We start from the raw sequence: 19,264 nt of genomic DNA on the forward strand, positions 1-19,264 counted from the left end.
GCACTGCCGTCGCCCGCTGCCGACGCCGGACCCTCAGTGTCACGCGACGGCGGATCCACCCCGCGCCGGGCTCACCCGACGTCGAGCCGCAGCAGATCCTCCTCCGTCTCGCGCCGTACGATCACCCGGGCCTCACCGTCGCGCACCGCGACCACCGGCGGCCTGAGCGCATGGTTGTAGTTGCTGGCCATGGACCGGCAGTAGGCGCCGGTCGCCGGGACCGCGATGAGGTCACCGGGCGCCAGATCGGCCGGCAGGAACGCGTCCTTGACCACGATGTCCCCGCTCTCGCAGTGCTTGCCGACGACCCGGCACAGCATCGGCCCGGCATCCGACGCCCGGGAGACGAGCGCCACGCTGTACTCGGCGTCGTACAGCGCGGTCCGGATGTTGTCGGACATACCGCCGTCGACCGAGACGTACGTCCGCAGTCCGTCGAGCGGCTTGACGGTGCCGACCTCGTACAGCGTGAACGCGGTCGGTCCGACGATGGCGCGGCCGGGCTCGACGGAGATGCGCGGGGTGCGCAGCCGGGCGGCCTCACAGGCGCGGGAGACGATCTCGGTGAGCGCCTTGGCGATCTCATGCGGCTCACGCGGGTCGTCGGCGCTGGTGTACGCGATCCCGAGCCCGCCGCCCAGGTCGATCTCCGGCAGTTCCACGCCGTGCTCGTCACGGATGTCCTGGAGCAGGCCGACCACCCGGTGGGCGGCGACCTCGAAGCCGGACATGTCGAAGATCTGCGACCCGATGTGCGAGTGGATCCCGATGACCTCGAGCCCGTCGAGCTGCAACGCCCGCCGCACCGCCTCCGCGGCCTGCCCGCCGGCCAACGGGATGCCGAACTTCTGGTCCTCGTGGGCGGTGGCGATGAACTCGTGGGTGTGGGCCTCGACGCCCACGGTGACCCGGATCTGGACCTTCTGCCGCTTCCCCAGGGACTGCGCGATGTGCGCGACCCGCACGATCTCCTGGAACGAGTCGAGGACGATCCGGCCGACGCCCGCCCGCACGGCCCGTTCGATCTCCTCGGCGGACTTGTTGTTGCCGTGGAAGGCGATCCGCTCGGGCGGCATGCCCGCCGAGAGCGCGGTGGCCAGCTCGCCCCCGGAGCACACGTCCAGATTGAGCCCCTCCTCGTGCAGCCAGCGCACCACGGCCCGCGACAGGAACGCCTTGCCGGCGTAGAAGACATCGGCGTCGTGCCCGAAGGCGGTGCGCCAGGCCCGCGCCCGGGTGCGGAAGTCCTCCTCGTCGAGGATGTACGCGGGCGTGCCGAACTCCTCGGCGAGCCGCTTGACGTCGATGCCGCCCGCGGTGACGACGCCGTCGGCGCCGCGGCCGACGGTGTGCGCCCACACCTTGGTGTCGAGCGCGTTGAGATCGGCGGGCGGGGCGGAGTAGTGGCCCTCCGGGAGGACATCGGCGTGACGGGGCCCGGCGGGATGTGCGGAACGACTCATGACAGTGGCTCTCTGACTCTCAGGCTCTCAAGGCTTGCTCCGGTGCTCTCCAGGGCTTTCACCGGGGCACTCAGAGGTGGTCGGGGGCATCGATGCCGAGCAGGGACAGGCCGCCGGCCAGCACCGTCCCGACGGCTTCGGCGAGCGCGAGCCGGGCGCGGTGGGCGGCCGAGGGTTTCTCGTCACCGTGCGGCAGAACGGTCGGCAGAAACGGCAGCGCGGCATCGGCGACGACGACGAGATGCCGCGCGATCCGGTCCGGACCGCGGTGCAGGGCGGCGGCACGGAGGATACGGGGGTGATCGGCGAGGGCGACGAGAAGCGGGCGTACGACCGCGGCCGAGGGGCGGGCCGCGAGGATGCCGCGGATTTGTGCCGCCGCCGTGGGGTGGGTCGACGGGGCTGTGCTGGTGGCTGTGCCGGCGGCCGGCGTGTTGGCTGTGGCTGGTGTGGCTGGGGTGGTCGGCATGGCTGGTGCGGCTGGTGTGGCTGGCGTGGTGGCCGTACCGGTGATCGTCGGGTGGGCCGGTGGGGCCGTACTTATGACCGTCGGGCGGGCTGGCGCGGCCGTACTTTTGACCGTCGGGTCGGCCGGGGCGGCCGTACCTGTGACCGTGGGGTCGGCCGGTGGGGCCGGCGGGGCGGTCAGGTCGTCGCCGGGTTCGGCGGTGAAGCCGAGGCGGGCGGCGTTGCGGGTGAGGGCCCGGGTGCGGGCGTGTGCGTAACGGACCCGGAAGAGGGGATTGCCCTCGCGCTGGACCAGATGGTCGGCGGTGATCCGGGGCCGGTCGTGCGGGGCGGGGTACAGCAGTGCCCAGCGGGCGGCGTCGGGACCGAGCGGCGCGGGGTCCTCCGGGGCCGGCACGGGACGCAGGTTCACCGGCTCACCGTGCCCGATCTCGACCCGGCCGCCCTGGGCCGCCACGATCCGCACCAGCGCGTCGGCGACGGCCTCGGCCCGTGCCTCGTACGGCACCCGCAACGCGACGATCTGCCCGGCGAGCGCGTCACCGTGACCGTAGGCGGTCCCCCGCTCCCGGATCTCGCGCACGAGCGCACCGACGGATGCCGCGCCCGGCTCCAGGCTGATGTTGATGAACCCGGGCCCGGTGACGACCACGTCCCCGACTCCCTCGGCGCCGACGAGATACGGCCGCAGAATCTCGGCGACCCGCTGAGCGGGCTTCCCGGCCGACCGGGCGAGTTGCAGGGCGACGTTGGTGGCGTAGTCCCCGCACCCCCCGGGCCCGGGCACGGTCACCACGACCCGCTCAGGCACGGTCACGCTCAGCTCCCCCCCGTCCACAGCACGACGCACCGCGCCCAGCACGGTACGGGAGAGCTCGACGGGGGTCACGGGACAAGCGTAGGGGAGGAGCGGGGTGGGTAGGCGAGCAGGTTCGACCGGGGCCCGCGATACGGACACCGGGGCGGGGGCCGGGGCCGGGGCCGCACGAGAGGACGGCCGCCGGGGGCTGGGGGTTCGGATCCGGGCTTGAGGTCCGGGGTCCGGAGGTCCGGTCGTAGGGGGCGACTGACGCAAGACGAGGCAGGAGCCCGACGAGGCGGCAGGCGGCAGGCGGCAGGCGGCAGGCGGCAGGCGGCAGGCGGCAGGCGAGGCAACTCCCCTCACGCCCTGCCCGCACTCCCTGCTCAAGGCGGCGCACCCGCGGATCGACCCGCCGCCCATTTCCTATTCCTAGCCGGAGAACTCGGAGTCAGGGGTACGTGCCCCACCCCCGACATCCCCCACTTCAAGACCGCCCCCGAGCCGAGCGTTACCGGCCCCACCACCGAGATCGGCTCCGCCCTCGTCGTCCGCACTGCGAGAGCCACCCACGCCCTCGCCATCCACCTGACGCCCGGCCCCCTCGCGCCCCCGCTCAAGCAGTTGCCGTACGAGCCGTACCAGCTCGGCGGGCTCGAAGGGCTTGGCGAGGAAGGCATCGACGCCGACGTCGAGCCCACCCTCGACCTCGTTCTGCGTACAGGCGCTGACGATGGCAAGCGGAAGATCATGCGTCCGCGGATCGGCCCGCAACTGCGCGGCGGTACGCAACCCGTCCAACCGGGGCATCACGACATCGAGGGTCACGACGTCGGGCCGCACCTGATGAACCACATCCAGACACTCGGCACCGTCGGCCGCGGTCACGACCTCGATACCCTCCAGTTCGAGATTGACCCTGATCAGCTGTCGGATGACCTTGTTGTCGTCCACAACAAGCACCCGCCCTGAAGCGCCTGACACACCACGAGAGTAGGTCGGGACCGGCCACCGCGTCCGGCTTTTCCCCACTTCCACCCGTCCGGGGGAGCCCCCCACCGCCCCACCCACAGCAAACCCGTTCCTGATCATCCCGAGAGACCTGCTAGTGTTCTACCCGTCGCAACGAGCAACAGCTCCACACCCGACACGCCCCCGTAGCTCAGGGGATAGAGCAACGGCCTCCGGAGCCGTGTGCGCAGGTTCGAATCCTGCCGGGGGCACACTGTGTAAGTGTGTCAAAGACCCCGCCATCAGCAATTTCGCTGAGTGCGGGGTCTTGTTGTTTGTGCAAGCGCATGCCGCCGAAAGCAGCCGTTTGCCAGTGATCACGTAATGACCACGTAATGATCTTGATCGGCCTTTCAGCAGGTCAGCGACCGTTTTCCGACCTCTCTGAGCGTAGCCGTCTGCCACACCTCCGGCACAGCGAAAGCCCCGGATCGGTGACCCGGGGCTCGCGTCTGTCGGTCATAGGGACCGCTTCATTTTTCGGTGTCGTGCTCCTCCCCCAGCCCCTTCAGGATCCGGTCGTTCATCTCCTGCTCCTGGCCGTCGACGCACTTCGCGTAGATCTTCAGAAGCACATCGACCGAGTGACCCGCGCGGGCCGCTACCTCCGGGGCGGGAACGCCGGAGGTGAGCCACTGGGAGACACCCGCGTGCCGAAGGTCGTACGGCCGGAACGCCAGCACGGAGGAGACCTGTTGAGGCGGGAACGCCAGCGTCCGGGCCTGCTTCCACACACGCGAGTACGACGAAGCCGCCACGACGTTGCCCCGCTCGCTGTCGAACAGCCGGCCATCGTCCGCCGCACCGAACTCGTTGAGGTGATCTTGGAGCAGCCGCACCAGTGGAGGCGGAATCGGCACGATGCGCACCTCACCCTTCTCCCGCTGCTTGAGGCCCCGCCGGTCGTGCGCCTCACCGGAATCGGTCCACGCCCGTCCGGCAGTGGGCCGGGTCTCGGTCAGCTCGATCCGGCCCCAGCCCTCTTCCGGAAGGGTGCAGTCCGACAGGCGCAGGCCCAGCGCCTCACCGGGCCGCATGGCCGCGTAGTACAGGCACCCGAAGAACGCTCGCAGCCTGCGGCCACTGGCCCGCTCGTAGCCACCGACGTACGTGACGGCCGCCAGCAACTCCCGCGCCTGCCGAGGATTGACCACCACCCGCCGGTCAACCTCTTGAACGGCCCGCTTCCCGCGCTTGCGCCGCACCCGGCTCAGCGGATTGGACGGGAGCATTTCCAGCTCCACGGCGTATCCGAGGACGTTGAAGATCACCGCACGGCGCCGGCGGTAGGTCTGCGTGGCCGCAGGCTTGCCGTCGAGCTTCCGCGTCAGCGCGCCCAGCAGGTCGTGTACGCGGGTGATCTCCTGGAGTTCGGCCACGGGCAGCGACGCTTTCTCGATCCACTTCGCCGCCGCCGCGATCCTCTCGGGCCGCTCCCGCTCCCGCCGGGGCGGAGGCAGCACGTACGAACGCAACGCCCGCCGCAGATCAGCCGGGGTCGGTCGCCCGCGCGCCGGTTTGACCAGCGAGGGCAGGACCGTTGCCAGAGCGTCCGTCATGCTGTCCCGCTGCTTCGCCGAAGCCTCCGCCCACCGGGCATCGAGGTACTTGAGCGCTAACCCAAGGAACGACAGCGCCGCTTTCCCACCGCGCAACGAGTCAGGCAGACCCGTCACTGTGTCGAAAGGCTCACCCTTGTCCGCCGCCTGAAGCAGCTTCGCGCGGAATCGGTCGGCCAGTGCCTTCGTCTTGTGCGACTCGTGGAACGGCTCGCCGTCCACGGACCAGCGGACCAGGTATGTCGGTTTCTTCGCGGACCGGTTGACGCTCAGCTTCCAGATGACGACCTTGTACGACTTCACGACGCCGCCACCTCCGCGCGCTCCTCCAACCAGTCGTTGAGCACGTCACGCCGCACCCTCAGCTCCCCGTTCGGCAACCGGATGCAGGCCGGGGCGAGGCGCAGTTCCCGCCAGCGGTAGAAGGTGCGCCGTGAAATGCCGCCCAGTTCATCGAGCACCTGGCGGACGGTCAGCAGTTCGGCCGTCTTCGCACGACTCTCACGCGCCATGGAGACCACCGCCCTCCCGGACGGACGCGGCCAGGAGCGCCGCTTCCGGCGAGTAGCCGCGCCCCGCGTAGCTCCACCGGCCGACCGTGACGGTCGGGTGGTCGGCCAGGCCGAGCGAGGCCCGCTGTTGCTCCGCGCGATGGTCGGCACGGGCCTGCCGGAGGGCGGTCAACGTGGTCGAGTAGCGGCGTGACTTGGTGGAGAAGTGGCCGCCGTACCCGAGCATGTGAGCCCAGCGACGCAGCCCCAGCGGCTCGAATTCCGGCAGGCCACCGAGCCACCAGCACGTAGCGATCATGCGTAACACGTGGGCACGTACGGGCAGCATGACCATGTCCCGCGCGTGGTAGATCCGGCCGTCGACTGCGCCGGCGGTTTCCGCTCCCTTCGTGGCGTACTTGGCGATGTAGCCAGCCACGGCCGCCGCGGAGGCGGGCCGCTCCTCCGCATCGCGCCGGTACGAGGTGACCGGCCGTACGTCGACCTGGGTACCGAAGCGCAGCACCCGCAGGCCGATAACGTCCGCGCCTGGAGCGACCAGCCGCACCCGGCCAACCACCGCCCGCACGGCATCCACCAGCAGCGGCACACTCGCCCAGCCGGGCGGAGTCGAGTCGGGCCCGTCCGGTCCGTCGAGGCGGATCACGGCGTGGAAGTGGACCAGGCCCCGCCGCTGGTACTCGGCGACTTTCGCGTACGACAGCCGGGCGACCTCCCCGAACTCCGTACGCGGCAGCCCGACCCGCCGGGCGACCTCCCGCCGCAGCTCCAGCCCGAACCGGTGCCAGAGCCGACCGGCGAACGCGTGCCAAAGCACGGCCCCCGCGTAGTCGTAGCAGCGCGGGCAGAGGGGTTCGCCAAGGCGGGGATCGTCCGCCGGGTGACGCTCACGGCATCCGGTCGGCCGCGCGTGCGGACAGCACTCCCCCGCCCGCCGGGGACGGCAGGCCCGTACACGCCCGTCCTCGTGCTCCCGGCGGGTGTGGACCGGGCCGAAGCCGGGAGCGGTGAGCGTGGCAAACACCCGCGGGTGACCGCCCACCGCCTCCGGGACGTCCTTGCCGCCGACGAGTCCGGCCCGGACAAGGTGGTACGTGTCCGCCCGGTACAGACCCGAGCAGGCCGGGCAGACCGTCGCCCGCCGGTTGCCGCACGCGGTAAGCAGGCGACCGCCGTAGACGTCCGACCCATACGAGAGCAGGGCCGCACCGGTCGTCGTGTCGTAGACGGTTGCCACACCGACCAGGTGAATCGGATTGGTGCAGCCTCCCAGGCGGACAATGTTCCGGCGCCAGGCCGTGAACTCCGGCTCCGCCGCCCTGGCGACCAGAGCGGCAGCGCTCTTCGGAAGGGCAGTGGTCATCGGCGACCACCCCCGCCCCCGAACGCTTGCCACATCACGGCCGAGATCCCCTCCGGCCTGGTCTTGGCGCTGAAGCGGAGCGTCGGGTCCGTGAGCCAGAGGGCGGCGGCGTGCGCGGGGCACAGGCGCCGCTCGGCTCCGTCGAGCCCGACGAGGACGATCTGTTCCCGTCCGTCGCAGGTCGAGACCTGCGCGTCGCGCTGCCTGAGTACGCAGTCGGGCAGCGGGGATTTGCGCGAATGTTGCGCGGTGGACAAAGTGTGAGTGCTCCTTTCACTGCTCATGTGGCGGATGGAGTGGGTTCCTGACGGGGTCGGGTTTGGCGACTTCGCGCCCCGTCGGGAGCCCGTCGTACGGGCGGTCACTGCCGCTCCTCGGGCGGCACTCCGGCGACGCCGTACGAGATCGGTCCGAAGTCGCGGCGTGCGTCGAAGTAGCCCAGGCCGACGTCCTCTGCCGGCACACCGAGCGGAGCGGCGACGGACTCCACCCCGGCCCGGCGAGCGGCGGAGTCGGAGGCGTCGACCAGCACGATGACGGACGCGTGACGCGGTACGACGACTGCCGGGTTAGCGGTCAGGAAGTCGACCAGTTCCCGGAGGCCGGCCAGGAAGGCGGCGCGGTCACCGGAGCGGATGACGTAGTCGGACACGGAAAGTCCCCTTCTCGGGTCAGTGGGTGTGTTCAGTGCGTTCGGTGCGTTCAGAAGCGGAGTTGGCCGAGGAAGCCATTCACGCCGTCGAGGAACGCCTGAGCGAACGGCGCGGCCACGGTCTTGGAGAGCAGGAAGCCGAAGGTTCCGCAGAGCAGCGCGTCGACCCACCGCAGGTAGCGGATGCGCAGAAGGAACCAGATCAGCAGGCCGAGCAGCAGCACGGCGGACATGGACACCAGCACGGCAGGCCCCTTTCACGACGCTTCGAGGTGCAGTTCGGACAGGACGGGAGTCAGGTGCGCGTACTCTGCGGCGACGGCTTCCGCTTCCGCCTCCGTGATCAGGTGGGACCGGGCGCGTTCCCAGCCGTCGCCGGAGGCGAGGACGGCCGTGCCGGCCTGTTCCGGGGTGATGGCTTGCGCCGCCTTCAGCGCATCGGGGTTGAGATCGCCGAGCGCCATTTCCGCCGTACCGGGGTCGGACACGCGGTGGCACACCCGGCCGCCGAGTTGTGCGCGCAGGGCGGTGACGCCGGGCCCCAGGTCGGAGCCGACGCGTTGACCGGCGACGACGAGGAACACCCCGAGCGCCGCACCGAGTTGGGCCAGTCGGATCAGTGCCGTACCGGCCGCCTGTGCTTCGTCCTTCTCGTTCCGGCTCGCGACGAGGAACAGTTCCGCGATCTCGTCGACGATTACGACGACGGGGACCGGGCGTTCCTTGTCCGGCAGGCCCCAGATGTTGCGGACGCGGGCCGCCCGGCAGACGGTCATGCGGTCGAGGGTCAGACCGACGAGGGCGGCCAGCAGCCGGACCGCTTGTTCCCGGTTGGTCGCGAGGGCGGACAACCGCGGTCCGTAGAGGGACAGTTCCATGCCGCCCTTGCAGTCGATGCCGACCAGCGCGACGGGTTGCGGAGCGAGGCCCGCGACGAGTGCGTTGATGAGCGTCGACTTGCCGGAGCGGGTGGCCCCCACGATCAGCCAGTGGGGCACGCGCCGCAGGTCGAGCACCCACGCTGCCCCGGTCTCCAGCGCACCCACGGTCACCCGGAGCAGATGACCGGACCCCCGCTGCTTCGGCGCCCGGGGAGCGGCCAACGGGTCGGCCGCCGAGGCGACGACTCGTACGACCCCCGGCTTCCAGGAGGTCACCCGCACCGCGTGCACTTGCCAGCTCTCTGCTAGGGCGGGCGCGGCCTTGAGGAAGTCCTCCGGCACCTGGCCCGGCAGCAGCCGGACCAGCAGGACAAAGCCGCCGGGGGTCGGGCGTATGAGTCCGCGCCGGGGTACGCGCGGCTGTGGCGGAGGCGCCCCGTTGCCGACGAGCCCGGACACGACCGTCAGTGCCGGCCGACGACTCATGGCGAGCCCGCACCCGGCCATCAGAGGCCGCCAAGTCTGCACGACCCGGAAGGCGGTGGCCGGGAAGCCGAGTAACAGCCACCAGGCCACGGGGTAGCGGCGGCGCAGGGCCGGGCCCGCCAGAAGCAGGCCTGACACGAGCAGTGCGGCCACCACCAGTGCCCAAGTCGGCACGGTCGCACTGGTCGACGTGGTGGAGGCCAGGTTCATCACTGCCCGGCCCCCTTGCCCGCCGGAGCGGGAGCGCTCAGGGGCCGGATCTCCGCGGCACGGAAGGCGATCCCGTGCCGCCCCTCGTTCTCCCATGCGGTGGCCACCAGGTCCCGTACGGCGACCGGCATACCGAGCTGCACGCCGGTCGGCTCACCGGCCACACTCACGTTCACGACGTCCGCCGACGCCCCGGCCATCAGGCAGAGGCCGACCTGGTACACGGTCTTTCCGGTGTCGCGGTCAATACGGAGCTGACCGGTCTCACGGTTGGCGACCCGGGGAGCCGGGGGGACGGCACAGATGATCCCCGTGAACTTCGCGGTGTCGATCGGAAGGCTTGCCACTGTTCGGATCTCCTCATCTCTCGCGCCCGAAGGCCGACCCTTCGGGCTGCTAGACCACCCGTAGTACGGGTGACGGAGACCAGAGTGACCACCCGTAGTACGGGTTGTCAACCGCCTAGTGATGAGCGAAGCTGTCCACGAACGTGGACAAGCTGTCTACGAGGACGCACAGCCCCACAAGCCACGGCCATCGGAGGGCCCCGCATGCCACCGAAGAACACGCAGCCGAAGTACCGGCAGATCGCCGAGTACCTGCGCGAAGGCATCCTGAACGGCACCTTCCCGGCCGGCCAGCCGCTCCCCTCCGAGGAGTCGTTGGCGAAGCAGTTCGGAGTGACACGGCCCACAGTGCGTCAGGGACTCACGGAGCTACGGGCATCCGGTCTCGTCGAGGCCATCATGGGCCGCGGCACCTTCGCCCGCTCCCCCCACGGCCGCCCAAGCCATACGCGCCCGCGCGGCGTACGCCGGACTACGGACGGCCGCTACGTCGAGGCCGACGGTATCCGTTGGACGGACGCCGAGCCGCCGGTAGCCACTCGTACCGACGCCCCGCTAGCCCTGGCGGACCTACTCCGCATCCCACCGGGCGAGCCGATGTTCACGTACGACGCGCTACAGACCGCGGACCAAGGCCGCCTGCGCCAACTCCACCGGACCTACGTGCCGTTCTCGGCACTCCTCGACACCAAGTACGAGGAGGAAGCCCCACCGCCGGCACCGGAGCTCTACGCGGCGCTCGCCGAGCTGGGCCACGAACTCCACTTCATGGAGTACGTCCGCACCCGCATGCCCCTCCCGGACCAGGCCCAGGCCCTCCGACTCGCGGACGGGGTCCCGCTCCTGCACGTCCTCCGCGTGACCCTCACCGAGGCAAACAAGCCCCTAGCCCTGGAGGAGTTCCACCTACCAGGCAACGAGCTGGAGCTCTCGTTCAAGCTGTAGCCGAACCCCTGTCGGATCCCAGTTGGCTCAGACTTTCTCTACGTCATCAAGGCGGCTCGCTCCGCTCACCGCGCGCGGCCCGGCCCCCGGCCGGGCCTGCGCTCCTGTCTCCGCCCCGCTCCAGCCCTGCCGGCGCCCGTGCCGCGCTCATGGCGATCAGCCGCTTGAGCTGAGAGAAGGGGGACGTTGTGGCTGGGGCGGTCGGCTCCGCGGCTTTAGGCAGCCACTTTGGCGCGAGCCTCGAAGATCATGGCCCCAACGTCGTGCTTTACCGGGCAGGTCCACAGACTGCCCGACGCGCCGGAAGCTTACGGGGCCATGATCACTCGCGCCAAAGCAGCTCCAGCCCAAAGCCGCTCCGCCGACCGCGCGGCAAAGCATGCCTCCGTGGCATGCGTAGATCAATTGATCCTACCCGGCTAGATTGGCAACCCTATCCAAGGTGAAGGTTGGCGCGGTTCGCAAAATTGCGATGGCTTTGAGGGGAGTATCTCCCACCTTCGGCGCAGATTCGCTCTTCCCCCTATAGGATCCACGGGTCTTCCTTGAAATAATGTTACCGGATTGAAAATCCAGGACTCGAATTCCCTGCTTCAAGCGCGACCCTGAGAATTGACTCAGGTCCAGCATGTAGGCCTCTGATCTGTGACCAGCAGAATGCGGATCCGACACGCCGTCGTCCACAAGGTGAATCAGGCGAAGGTCGAGAAGGTCGGTCAGCACGTTGTAACAGCTCGGAGCGTTTTCCTTGTCGCGGTACCCGATTAGGAAGTAGGTGTGGCTGGTCTCTTCGAGGCAGAAAGCCCTCACTCGCTTCAGAGCCTCCAGAGTCCTCATGGCCGACTGAACGTCGGAAGCCATATCCTCTTCGAGTTCCTGCACCTTGGCCTGTGCCGCATCTCCCGCGGCTTGGTTGACGTCCTGTACGCCGACCAGCTTGGAGTTTTGCCGCCGCTGGGCTTTAAGGATTGAGCTTTGTGCAAGGATCAGGTAATCGCGAGGCACACCTCCAGACGCCAATACAAGGCGATCAAGGGCAGGTGAACTGAAGATTCTACCCAGAGACGGGATGCCAACGTGGCTCGCGTACTCCGTAAGGATGCTCTCAAGGAAGCGCTTAGCCCTGCCAGGATCCTGCAGAGTGACATCAAGATCCAGCAGGTCTGCGTCGTGCATAGTCTGAAGCCCCAGAGGGGGAGAGGACTGCCACCACCTCGTGAGGTGGCGAATTGAGGCAACCTTTAGCCACGCGTCACAGTCCCGAACGCATCCATGAAGCATATCCAGAAGCATTGGCTGATCTCTGCGCGGAATGTAATAGAAGTCATCCACGAAGATGTAGAGTCGCAGACCGTTTGAGTCCAGGAAGCGCTTCAGGGTGCGCTGAACTTTAGGAATCAGTCGAGTTGGCCAGTCATCCCCGGGCGATTCAATCGAGAGCAGGGAGCGCACTTCTTCGTAGACGTCAACCGCTTGTACAGAGATTGGCGATTCCGACCTAATCCGCTGCTGTCGCGTCACAACAGCTTGGAGGAGATCTTCAACGATGTGAAGAAAAATGCGTCCCGGCGACTCATTTCTGAGCGTCTGCATATTGGTCCAGCTTGAAATGCTGGAGTCGGCATCAAGGTTTCGTTTTGCCTCCACCAGCAATGCACTTTTACCGGCTCCCCGGCGGCCGAAGATGAGGTGATGTCGAGGGGCCGTTACAGCAAAAAGATTACGATCGGCATCTTTTACGTACGAGAGGCTGGGCTGCGCCTCTGAAACTCGTGATCGCGCACTGATTAGGTTACTCAAGTCCGTCGAACGAGAGTCTTGAACGCCGCTTGAAAGCGGCCGCATCTCCCTTTCGAGAAGTTCCTCAGGAGCCTTCCGGACGATTACAAAGGCCCTGTCTCCCGGAGAGGAGATTTCCTCATCAAGCTCATTTCCAATGACTGCCGCTTCAGGCACGTCCGATTCGCGGACGTAGACGATATAATTCGTCTCATCCGGATATTCGCGCACGGTGATATCGGCGACGCGAATTCCGCCTCGATCCTGAAACGCCTTTTTGATGTGAAGGGTCCAGTCCTCAGATGCGGGCGTACTCATACGTGAGCGCATCCTTTCTGCTTCAAATATTGCGTCGCCAGCTGCAGGAAGGTCGGCGCTGTCGCACTAAGACCCTTCGCTAGACTCTGCCAGTGTCTCCAGGAAGTTGGGTACGGATCATAGTCCGCGCTATTTCTGTTCAGGCGTGCATCTTTGAGTTCATTCTGCCAGTAGCTACTGCTGGGGAAGTCATTCGGGAGTTTTGTCGGAAGCACGGAATGCTTCTCATGATCATCGCCACCATGGGCGAAGTAGACAACGGCACGCGCAGAGTGGTACATCGAGTAGTAGTAGCGGCTAATTGCGCTCCGATACTGCCCGGGCCTGGTTCGCAGCAACTTATCCGCCGAGACGAGAAACGAAGCGGAAAGATCTATTCGATCAGCGCAGGCTTGATGCTGCAAGTCTGAAATCACACGCGAGGTTCGCGTTTCAAGGCTCACGCCCTCGACAAATAATCCGAGAGTCTTCTTGTCCGCCTGCGTGATGCGAGCGAGAACCGCTTCAAGCGACGTATTGGCCGTCGTGGGCCCTGCTCCGCTACCTGACGTCACGACCGGAGTGTATCGCTCGGCACCTGACGGAGAGTCCCTCGTGTCATAACGATGGTCAGGCTCTAACTCTCAGCATCCCTGAGCCGTGCGATGCGTACCGCCGCGCTTGGGGGCGGGGCGCGGACCAGGGCAAGTCTCAGGTGGGCGTGATTCTGCGAGGCGCGAGGGGAATGCAGCTCTGGGGAGTCAAGCCAGAGGAGGGGTTAGCAAGGTGGCGCAGCGGGGTAGCGGGCGAGGCAGCGAGTACCAGCGGCAGCAGCAGGCATTGCAGCGAGCCCAGGAGCAACGGGCGCGTCAGGCGGAGCGGGAACGCAAAGCAGATGAGGCGGCCGGCAAGCGGCAAGAGCGTGAGCGGAAGGCCGCATACCAGGAGCAGCAGACTGAGCAGGCTCAGGTGCTCACGATCGGGGTCGAGCACGAAGCTGAGCAGTTGGGACAGCTGTTACGCGATGCCCTGGTCAGTGATCCGCCGACGACCTTCGAACGCCGGCGGAAGACGCACACCGCGAGGGTGTTGGATGAACGTCCTTGGTCGCGTCCGGAACCGTCCCCGCGGTGGGAGGAGTTTGCGCCCCCCGAACCCGGTGGACTGGCTGCTGTCTTGGGCCTCGGCAGGAAACGTTACGAGGCTGAAGTTGCCGAGGCCCGCGTACGCTTCGGCGTTGCGCAGGAAAGGCACCGGCGAGCCGAGGAGAAGCGGCTAGCGACGCTGGAGCGGAAGCGGGCCGAGCACCGCCAGGCCGAGGAGCAGGCTCTTGACGAGGTCGCCACCTTTAACAGGCATCTGGAAGAGGAACGCGAGGCGTACGAGGCTGGGGAACCTGCGGCGGTCGAGGCGCACCTAGACGCCGTGCTGGACGCGTCGGAGTACCCCATGGGCTTCCCACACGAGCATCGCGTCGCTTTTCGCTCCGCTACCGGCGATGTGCTTGTCGAGATCCACTTGCCTTCTGAGGGGATCGTTCCGGCCGCGAGGGGCTACCGCTATGTGAAGAGCCGAGACGAGACGACCGTGCTACCCCGGCCGGAAAGGGAGCGCAAAGAGATCTACGCCTCTGTTCTGGCACAAGTCGCTCTGAGGACCGTCCACGAGATCTTGACGAGCGACTCAAACCGGATCGTCAACGGCGTCATCCTGAACGGGCACGTAAAGACCATCGACCGTGCCACCGGCCACGAGGTCTCACCCTGCCTGGTGACGCTCAGCGCCAGCAGGGAGCAGTTCGGGAAGCTTCGGCTCAGCCAGGTAGACCCCGTGCACTGCCTCAAAAAGCTCAACGCGCTCGTGTCTCCCAACCCCTACGACCTAGAACCAATCCGGCCCATCATCGAGTTCGATCTGACGAAGTACCGGCTCATGGACAGCATGGACGTCGTGGCCGACCTGGACAGCAGACCCGTGCTGGTGAAGCTCACGCCTACCGAGTTCGAGCACCTGATCCGCCAGCTGTTCGAGGCCATCGGCATGGAGGCCTGGAACACCCAGGCGTCGAAGGACGAGGGCGTTGACGCCGTGGCTGTCAGCAAGGACCCCGTCTTCAATGGTGAGTGCATCATCCAGGCCAAGCGCTACAGCAAGCTTGTTGGCGTCGAATCCGTTCAGGCACTCGCTGGCGTGGTCGAGCACAAGCGCGCTGCCAAAGGCATCCTGATCACCACGTCGTGGTTCGGCAGGGCCAGCCACGACTTTGCCCGCCAGCATGGCCGGCTCCAGCTCATCGAAGGGCCGGAGCTCAAGTACCTGATCAAGGAGCATCTCGGCAAGGATGTGATTCCTGGCCCGGTTCCTCCGAAGAAGCGCCCTACCCGCTGAGTCTGGTCTGCCGCTCTCGGAGACAGAGATGCTGGGCCGTCTCTGGGCCGTCTCTGGGCCGTCCGAGGTCACTCAACAGTGGCCGATGACGACCAACGATGACCATAGGGCGCACGGGCTCACAGCCTCTGAGCAGGGAAAACGCAGGTCAGCAAGATCTCCGGCAAGACCCAGGGCAAGAAGACACATTCGGGCAGGCGGGGGCCTTGGTGAGTGATCGCAGGTCACAGAGGCCTCGGGCCCGGGTTGGTCTGCGTGTGGGTGCGGACAGGCGACATGCGAGAAAACTCCGACCTACGCGAGTCCCCCTTCGGCGGAGTAGATCTCCGGCATCGGATGTCCCACGCCTTTGCGCCACATGTGCCGCTGGGCGTTGTACTCCGCGTCGTCCTTGAAGGGATCACCGCCGCGAGAGTGAGCGCCGCACTCACAGCGCCAGTACCAGAGCGTCCGAGTGCTCGGACCGCCACCCGCGCTGCCCGACCTCGCCGCAGCCCCCTGGAGCGCGCGCCCAATGATCAATGCCCCACCCACAGCCACCGCTGTCACGCCACGGACGGCCCATCTTCGGATCTTCATGCGCGGCACCGTAGCGTCGACCGATGGCTCGTGCACCATTGAGCTCGGTTCGCCATATGTACGGGCCGCCCATGCGCTCCCGCCGTCGAGACGTATCTGATCGACGACCGACAGCGTGGCTCAGGCCAGCGGGGTACAGCGAGGCACACGCGCGCCTGCACGGTCGGCTGACCCGCCATCGTGGCTGACTATCGTCGGCTGAGGCTGAAACGCTCCGGGGCCCAACTCCGCCAAAACACGTTCGAGACGAAGGGACCGTGCCATTCGCGTGCCAGATCTTTCGGGGAACCACGGGGAACAGCGGGGACTCGTCACAGGTACGACCAAGGCTCCAACACCACTTGGCCGCAGGTCAACGCAACAATCGCCGCCAAAAGACCCGAGCTTCCCAAGCTGATGTCCTCTCACACGAGGCAGTCACATGCCCCGCAGCCATCCATCAAGCGCGCAGCTTTGCCGCTTCGTCCGGGCTGCGGCGCTGGGGCGCCGGTCCCGGCCGAGCGGCAGACCGACAACCGAGGAGGGCATGGCGCGCAGTGAGAAGCCCCGTACGTCATCCGCCGGGGAACGGTGACGTACGGGGCAAGGCCGGCCGGTCGCGGGAGCAGCCTCGTACCGCAACAGGCCGGAGTTCCGGAGCCGGATCGTTCAGGCAGCCGACGCGTTCCGACAGGCAGTTCCCGTCCCCTGCGCCAACGAATCGGCGTGCGGCATCATCTCTGCCGCAAGGCCCAACACGACCAATTCAGCCAGCAGTGCCGCTGCCTCCGGCCGGACGGTGCCGAGGCGTACCAGGCCGTCACCCGAGACGTTCACGTCGGCCGTGAGTCCGGGCAAGTCCGACTCCAGGTCCAGGGCGGTCAGTTGCTCGGCCAACATGCCGGCGCTGCGTCGAGCCTGTGCCCAGCCGCGGACGTAGGGCACGTCGGGCATCAGGTTCTCGGCGCGCTTGGCGATGACTCCCCGTCGGTCGGTCATGGTTCAGTCCCTTCCTGTGCGGTGTTCGGCGGTTTCGTCGCGGCTCTCCCCCAGGCGCTGCACCCCCGATGTCAGCGCCAGCCGGAGCAGTTCCGCCAGTCGCTCCGCGGTGGCTGGCGACACGCGCCCGAGTTCGACCAGGCCATGCCCGAAGGCGTTCAAGTCGGCTCGGAGATAAGGGAAATCCCTTTCCAGACCAGCGCGGACCAGGGCATCCCGCAGAGCCGTCGTGGCATTGCGCGCGGCGTACCAACCGTCGCTGTCCAGCGGCGACCAGGAGGCAGCGTCGTGCCGGTGAGTGGGGTCATCCCGCATCGGTCGCAGCCCTCTCGATGGCAGTGAGGGCGAAGGCAGCCGCGGACGGGTAGCGCTCGCCGTACCGGTCCACGCGGGCAAGCAACTCGGCGGAGGCAACGAGCATGGTCGCCAGGGCCACCGGGCGGAGCGGGTTGGCCATCGGTCGGCGGGTCGGGGCACGGAGCCATTCGTAACGGTCGCCGCGCAGGGGCATGGGTCCCGGGACAACGACGACCGATTCGCGACTCAGGTAGCGGTAAACAGGTGGCGTGCCCTCTTCCCTTTCGAGGTGATGGACGAAGGTCTCGTGACTCTGCGACCCGAGGAAGAAGCCGACGCGTTGGGACTTGTGGTCAAGCACCGTGGGGCCGAACGGAAGGCCACGACGCAGCAGTTGATCGAATGTCTCGATGCCGGTTCGTTGGTCTACCGTCACTACCTCGAAGTAGCGGCCGGTCGACAGCATGTACGGCGCACGGGGGTCATCCGCCCAGGTGGCCCGGCATGCAGCCGGATCGTCTGCCGCTGCGGAGAGCCATTCGACGCCCCTCCTGGTCATCCTCTGCACGTCATCTCACCTCGGTCGGACTCAGTTGCGGCCGCTGCCGCCCTATGTCCAGCCTCACGGTCACCACCCTGGCCAGGGCAGATGACGAGAGGTGACGGGGGATGACGCGTCATCCGTGGACGCGTCATCCCCCGTCACGAGCAGCCGTCAGGGGTACGCCGATTACTTGCAGCGCCCGACGATGCACCACGCTTACGTTCGGTTGTAAAGTCAGAGCGCTGTGAGGCCCGGTTTCGCGATTGCGCGCGCGAGGAGGGAACATCACGTCTTCGATGCAGCCCACCAGTATTCGTTTACGGCAGGCCCGTATGGATCGGGGCTGGAGTCAGCCGCGGTTGGTACGCGAATTGCGTCAGGCTGCCGTCCGTCGTGGCCACCACCTCCCATCCGACGCCAGTGTGAAACGCCGTATCGCCAGTTGGGAGAACGGACACAGCACCCCGGACGACTTCTATGGTCCGCTGCTGTGCGAGGTATACGGCCTCAGCGCCGCCGAGCTCGGGCTGAACCACGAAGGCGAACGCGAGACAGAGCTGTTGGACGTCACGTATCCAGCAAGCCCAGAGGGCGCAATCGAGACCGTAGGGCAGTTGTGGCGCGCCGACCTCAACCGTTACGAGCCCCTGTTACAGGCCCAGCCGTCCGAACCCGCATGGAACGAAGCCTCGCTTCGCTGGCTGGTGGCGCCCGAGCCGGGCGTTCCCCGACAGCGTCGGGACGGAATGCGCGTCGGTCTCGGGGACGTAGCGGCCATCAAGACGACCGCGGATATGTTTGCCGAACTGGACGACCGTTTCGGCGGCGACCACGCACGGCACGCGGCCGTCCAGTACCTCAGTACCGAAGTGACGCCGATCCTGCGCGGCCAGTACACGGAGCAGGTTGGCCGGGCACTCTTCTCCACCGCGGCCGAAGCGACGCTCCTTGCCGGTTGGATGTCCTACGACGCCTGCCACCACGGCTTGGCACAGCGGTACTTTCTCCAGGCCCTCCGACTGGCCCAGGACGCCAATGACCGGCGGCTCGCCGGCAGCATTCTGTCCGCCATGAGTCATCAGGCGACGTTCCTCGGGCACTACACCGAGGCGGCCACCCTCGCCCGCGCGGCGCTCATGGGCATCGCTCCCGTAGCCACGCCGACGCTGCGCGCCCAGTTCCACGCCATGGAGGCCCGCGCTCTCGCCCGAACGGGGGACGTAGGAGCCTGCGAAGCAGCCCTGAGCGCGGCCACGAACGCGCTGGAGAGCCGGAACAACGACGACGAACCGGAGTGGATCAGTTACTTCGACGAGGCCGAGCTTGCCGCCGAGGCCGCCCACTGCTTCCGTGACGTCAACAGCGCCCGCCAGGCCGTCGCCCATGCCGAGAACGCCATGAGCGGCAGCCACGTCCGAAGCGACTTTTTCGCGACCATGGTTCTGGCCGACGCCCACCTACGCGCCGGCGACATCGAGGAGGCATGCCGCGTGGCACTCGATGCGCTTGACTTGGGCGAGCAGTTGAAGTCGGCCCGATGCGTCAGTTATCTCGCCGAGTTCCGGCGGAATCTCTCAGCCTGGATCCACCGCGTGAAGGTCGGTCTGGGGACGGGGAAATGGGAAGAGGTGCCTGCTGACCTGGGATGATGGGAGTTCCTACGCCCTCATCAGTCCCACGAAGCAAGGCACCTCTGAAGTGAAAGT

General features: G+C 67.4%; 19 protein-coding genes and 1 tRNA gene. 4 read left to right on the plus strand and 16 right to left on the minus strand.

Features of this window, described 5'->3' with window-relative positions:
- Positions 1-71: 71 nt before the first annotated feature.
- The 3 genes from lysA to ABT245_RS31260 form a co-directional block, all read right to left on the minus strand.
- Entirely contained in the window at positions 72-1,463 is a 1,392-nt protein-coding gene (gene lysA, locus ABT245_RS31250) for a diaminopimelate decarboxylase (protein ID WP_351739980.1), read from the minus strand.
- Between the two features lie 70 nt (positions 1,464-1,533).
- Complete coding sequence (gene nrtL, locus ABT245_RS31255; RefSeq protein ID WP_351739982.1) at positions 1,534-2,820, minus strand: ArgS-related anticodon-binding protein NrtL; 1,287 nt, start codon at positions 2,818-2,820, stop codon at positions 1,534-1,536.
- A gap of 342 nt (positions 2,821-3,162) precedes the next feature.
- A complete protein-coding gene (locus tag ABT245_RS31260) occupies positions 3,163-3,822 on the minus strand; it encodes a response regulator (RefSeq protein ID WP_351739984.1) in 660 nt (219 codons plus the stop codon).
- Between the two features lie 59 nt (positions 3,823-3,881).
- Between ABT245_RS31260 and ABT245_RS31265 the strand changes: the two genes are divergently transcribed.
- Positions 3,882-3,953, plus strand: a tRNA-Arg gene (locus ABT245_RS31265).
- A gap of 261 nt (positions 3,954-4,214) precedes the next feature.
- On the opposite strand, the gene ABT245_RS31270 is transcribed toward ABT245_RS31265, so the two are convergent.
- The 8 genes from ABT245_RS31270 to ABT245_RS31305 form a co-directional block, all read right to left on the minus strand.
- Entirely contained in the window at positions 4,215-5,603 is a 1,389-nt protein-coding gene (locus ABT245_RS31270; RefSeq protein WP_351739987.1) for a tyrosine-type recombinase/integrase, read from the minus strand.
- The gene (locus ABT245_RS31275; RefSeq protein WP_351739990.1) at positions 5,600-5,812 is read right to left on the minus strand and encodes a helix-turn-helix transcriptional regulator; all 213 of its coding nucleotides are present in this window, start codon (positions 5,810-5,812) and stop codon (positions 5,600-5,602) included. The genes ABT245_RS31270 and ABT245_RS31275 overlap by 4 nt, the downstream gene beginning before the upstream one ends.
- Positions 5,802-7,175: a replication initiator gene (locus ABT245_RS31280; protein WP_351739993.1), complete on the minus strand. Its 1,374-nt coding sequence runs from the start codon at positions 7,173-7,175 to the stop codon at positions 5,802-5,804. Before ABT245_RS31280 ends, ABT245_RS31275 begins: the two co-directional genes overlap by 11 nt.
- On the minus strand, positions 7,172-7,432 hold the full coding sequence (locus tag ABT245_RS31285; RefSeq protein ID WP_351739995.1) for a hypothetical protein: 261 nt from the start codon (positions 7,430-7,432) through the stop codon (positions 7,172-7,174). The genes ABT245_RS31280 and ABT245_RS31285 overlap by 4 nt, the downstream gene beginning before the upstream one ends.
- Before the next feature lie 104 nt (positions 7,433-7,536).
- Positions 7,537-7,827, minus strand: a complete 291-nt coding sequence (locus tag ABT245_RS31290; RefSeq protein WP_351739997.1) for a hypothetical protein — start codon at positions 7,825-7,827, stop codon at positions 7,537-7,539.
- 50 nt (positions 7,828-7,877) lie between these two features.
- The gene (locus ABT245_RS31295) at positions 7,878-8,072 is read right to left on the minus strand and encodes a hypothetical protein (RefSeq protein ID WP_351739999.1); all 195 of its coding nucleotides are present in this window, start codon (positions 8,070-8,072) and stop codon (positions 7,878-7,880) included.
- Positions 8,073-8,084: 12 nt separating this feature from the next.
- Positions 8,085-9,404 (minus strand): FtsK/SpoIIIE domain-containing protein, encoded by a 1,320-nt coding sequence (locus ABT245_RS31300; protein WP_351740002.1) that lies wholly within the window; start codon positions 9,402-9,404, stop codon positions 8,085-8,087.
- Positions 9,404-9,751: an SCO3933 family regulatory protein gene (locus ABT245_RS31305; RefSeq protein WP_351740004.1), complete on the minus strand. Its 348-nt coding sequence runs from the start codon at positions 9,749-9,751 to the stop codon at positions 9,404-9,406. The genes ABT245_RS31300 and ABT245_RS31305 overlap by 1 nt, the downstream gene beginning before the upstream one ends.
- 204 nt (positions 9,752-9,955) lie before the next feature.
- Here ABT245_RS31305 and ABT245_RS31310 point away from each other — a divergent pair, with 204 nt between their 5' ends.
- Positions 9,956-10,696, plus strand: a complete 741-nt coding sequence (locus tag ABT245_RS31310) for a GntR family transcriptional regulator (RefSeq protein WP_351740007.1) — start codon at positions 9,956-9,958, stop codon at positions 10,694-10,696.
- A 411-nt stretch (positions 10,697-11,107) separates the two neighbouring features.
- Here the strand turns inward: ABT245_RS31310 and ABT245_RS31315 are convergent, their stop codons facing one another.
- Both ABT245_RS31315 and ABT245_RS31320 read right to left on the minus strand, forming a co-directional pair.
- The gene (locus ABT245_RS31315) at positions 11,108-12,793 is read right to left on the minus strand and encodes a hypothetical protein (RefSeq protein ID WP_351740009.1); all 1,686 of its coding nucleotides are present in this window, start codon (positions 12,791-12,793) and stop codon (positions 11,108-11,110) included.
- Positions 12,790-13,347: a HEPN domain-containing protein gene (locus tag ABT245_RS31320; protein WP_351740011.1), complete on the minus strand. Its 558-nt coding sequence runs from the start codon at positions 13,345-13,347 to the stop codon at positions 12,790-12,792. The genes ABT245_RS31315 and ABT245_RS31320 overlap by 4 nt, the downstream gene beginning before the upstream one ends.
- 211 nt (positions 13,348-13,558) lie before the next feature.
- Here ABT245_RS31320 and ABT245_RS31325 point away from each other — a divergent pair, with 211 nt between their 5' ends.
- The gene (locus ABT245_RS31325; RefSeq protein ID WP_351740014.1) at positions 13,559-15,160 is read left to right on the plus strand and encodes a restriction endonuclease; all 1,602 of its coding nucleotides are present in this window, start codon (positions 13,559-13,561) and stop codon (positions 15,158-15,160) included.
- Positions 15,161-16,387: 1,227 nt separating this feature from the next.
- Here ABT245_RS31325 and ABT245_RS31330 read toward each other — a convergent pair.
- Genes ABT245_RS31330 through ABT245_RS31340 form a run of 3 tightly spaced genes read right to left on the minus strand, consistent with a single transcriptional unit; the run spans position 16,388 to position 17,573 of the window.
- The gene (locus ABT245_RS31330) at positions 16,388-16,717 is read right to left on the minus strand and encodes a hypothetical protein (protein ID WP_351740017.1); all 330 of its coding nucleotides are present in this window, start codon (positions 16,715-16,717) and stop codon (positions 16,388-16,390) included.
- Between the two features lie 3 nt (positions 16,718-16,720).
- Positions 16,721-17,032, minus strand: a complete 312-nt coding sequence (locus tag ABT245_RS31335) for a hypothetical protein (RefSeq protein WP_351740020.1) — start codon at positions 17,030-17,032, stop codon at positions 16,721-16,723.
- The gene (locus tag ABT245_RS31340) at positions 17,022-17,573 is read right to left on the minus strand and encodes a bifunctional DNA primase/polymerase (protein ID WP_351740025.1); all 552 of its coding nucleotides are present in this window, start codon (positions 17,571-17,573) and stop codon (positions 17,022-17,024) included. Before ABT245_RS31340 ends, ABT245_RS31335 begins: the two co-directional genes overlap by 11 nt.
- A gap of 281 nt (positions 17,574-17,854) precedes the next feature.
- Here ABT245_RS31340 and ABT245_RS31345 point away from each other — a divergent pair, with 281 nt between their 5' ends.
- Entirely contained in the window at positions 17,855-19,207 is a 1,353-nt protein-coding gene (locus ABT245_RS31345) for an NsdA family TPR-like regulatory protein (RefSeq protein WP_502982235.1), read from the plus strand.
- Positions 19,208-19,264: the final 57 nt, after the last annotated feature.

Source organism: Streptomyces sp. NPDC001508 (assembly GCF_040298665.1).
Classification (GTDB): Bacteria; Actinomycetota; Actinomycetes; order Streptomycetales; family Streptomycetaceae; genus Streptomyces.

Coding starts and splice junctions, on each gene's coding strand:
- ABT245_RS31345 (WP_502982235.1), top strand. CDS start 17,855: ATGCAGCCCACCAGTATTCGTTTACGGCAGGCCCGTATGGATCGGGGC.
- ABT245_RS31260 (WP_351739984.1), bottom strand. CDS start 3,822: ATGATCAGGAACGGGTTTGCTGTGGGTGGGGCGGTGGGGGGCTCCCCC.
- ABT245_RS31280 (WP_351739993.1), bottom strand. CDS start 7,175: ATGACCACTGCCCTTCCGAAGAGCGCTGCCGCTCTGGTCGCCAGGGCG.
- ABT245_RS31335 (WP_351740020.1), bottom strand. CDS start 17,032: ATGCGGGATGACCCCACTCACCGGCACGACGCTGCCTCCTGGTCGCCG.
- ABT245_RS31310 (WP_351740007.1), top strand. CDS start 9,956: ATGCCACCGAAGAACACGCAGCCGAAGTACCGGCAGATCGCCGAGTAC.
- ABT245_RS31300 (WP_351740002.1), bottom strand. CDS start 9,404: ATGAACCTGGCCTCCACCACGTCGACCAGTGCGACCGTGCCGACTTGG.
- ABT245_RS31330 (WP_351740017.1), bottom strand. CDS start 16,717: ATGACCGACCGACGGGGAGTCATCGCCAAGCGCGCCGAGAACCTGATG.
- ABT245_RS31315 (WP_351740009.1), bottom strand. CDS start 12,793: ATGAGTACGCCCGCATCTGAGGACTGGACCCTTCACATCAAAAAGGCG.
- lysA (WP_351739980.1), bottom strand. CDS start 1,463: ATGAGTCGTTCCGCACATCCCGCCGGGCCCCGTCACGCCGATGTCCTC.
- ABT245_RS31340 (WP_351740025.1), bottom strand. CDS start 17,573: ATGACCAGGAGGGGCGTCGAATGGCTCTCCGCAGCGGCAGACGATCCG.
- ABT245_RS31275 (WP_351739990.1), bottom strand. CDS start 5,812: ATGGCGCGTGAGAGTCGTGCGAAGACGGCCGAACTGCTGACCGTCCGC.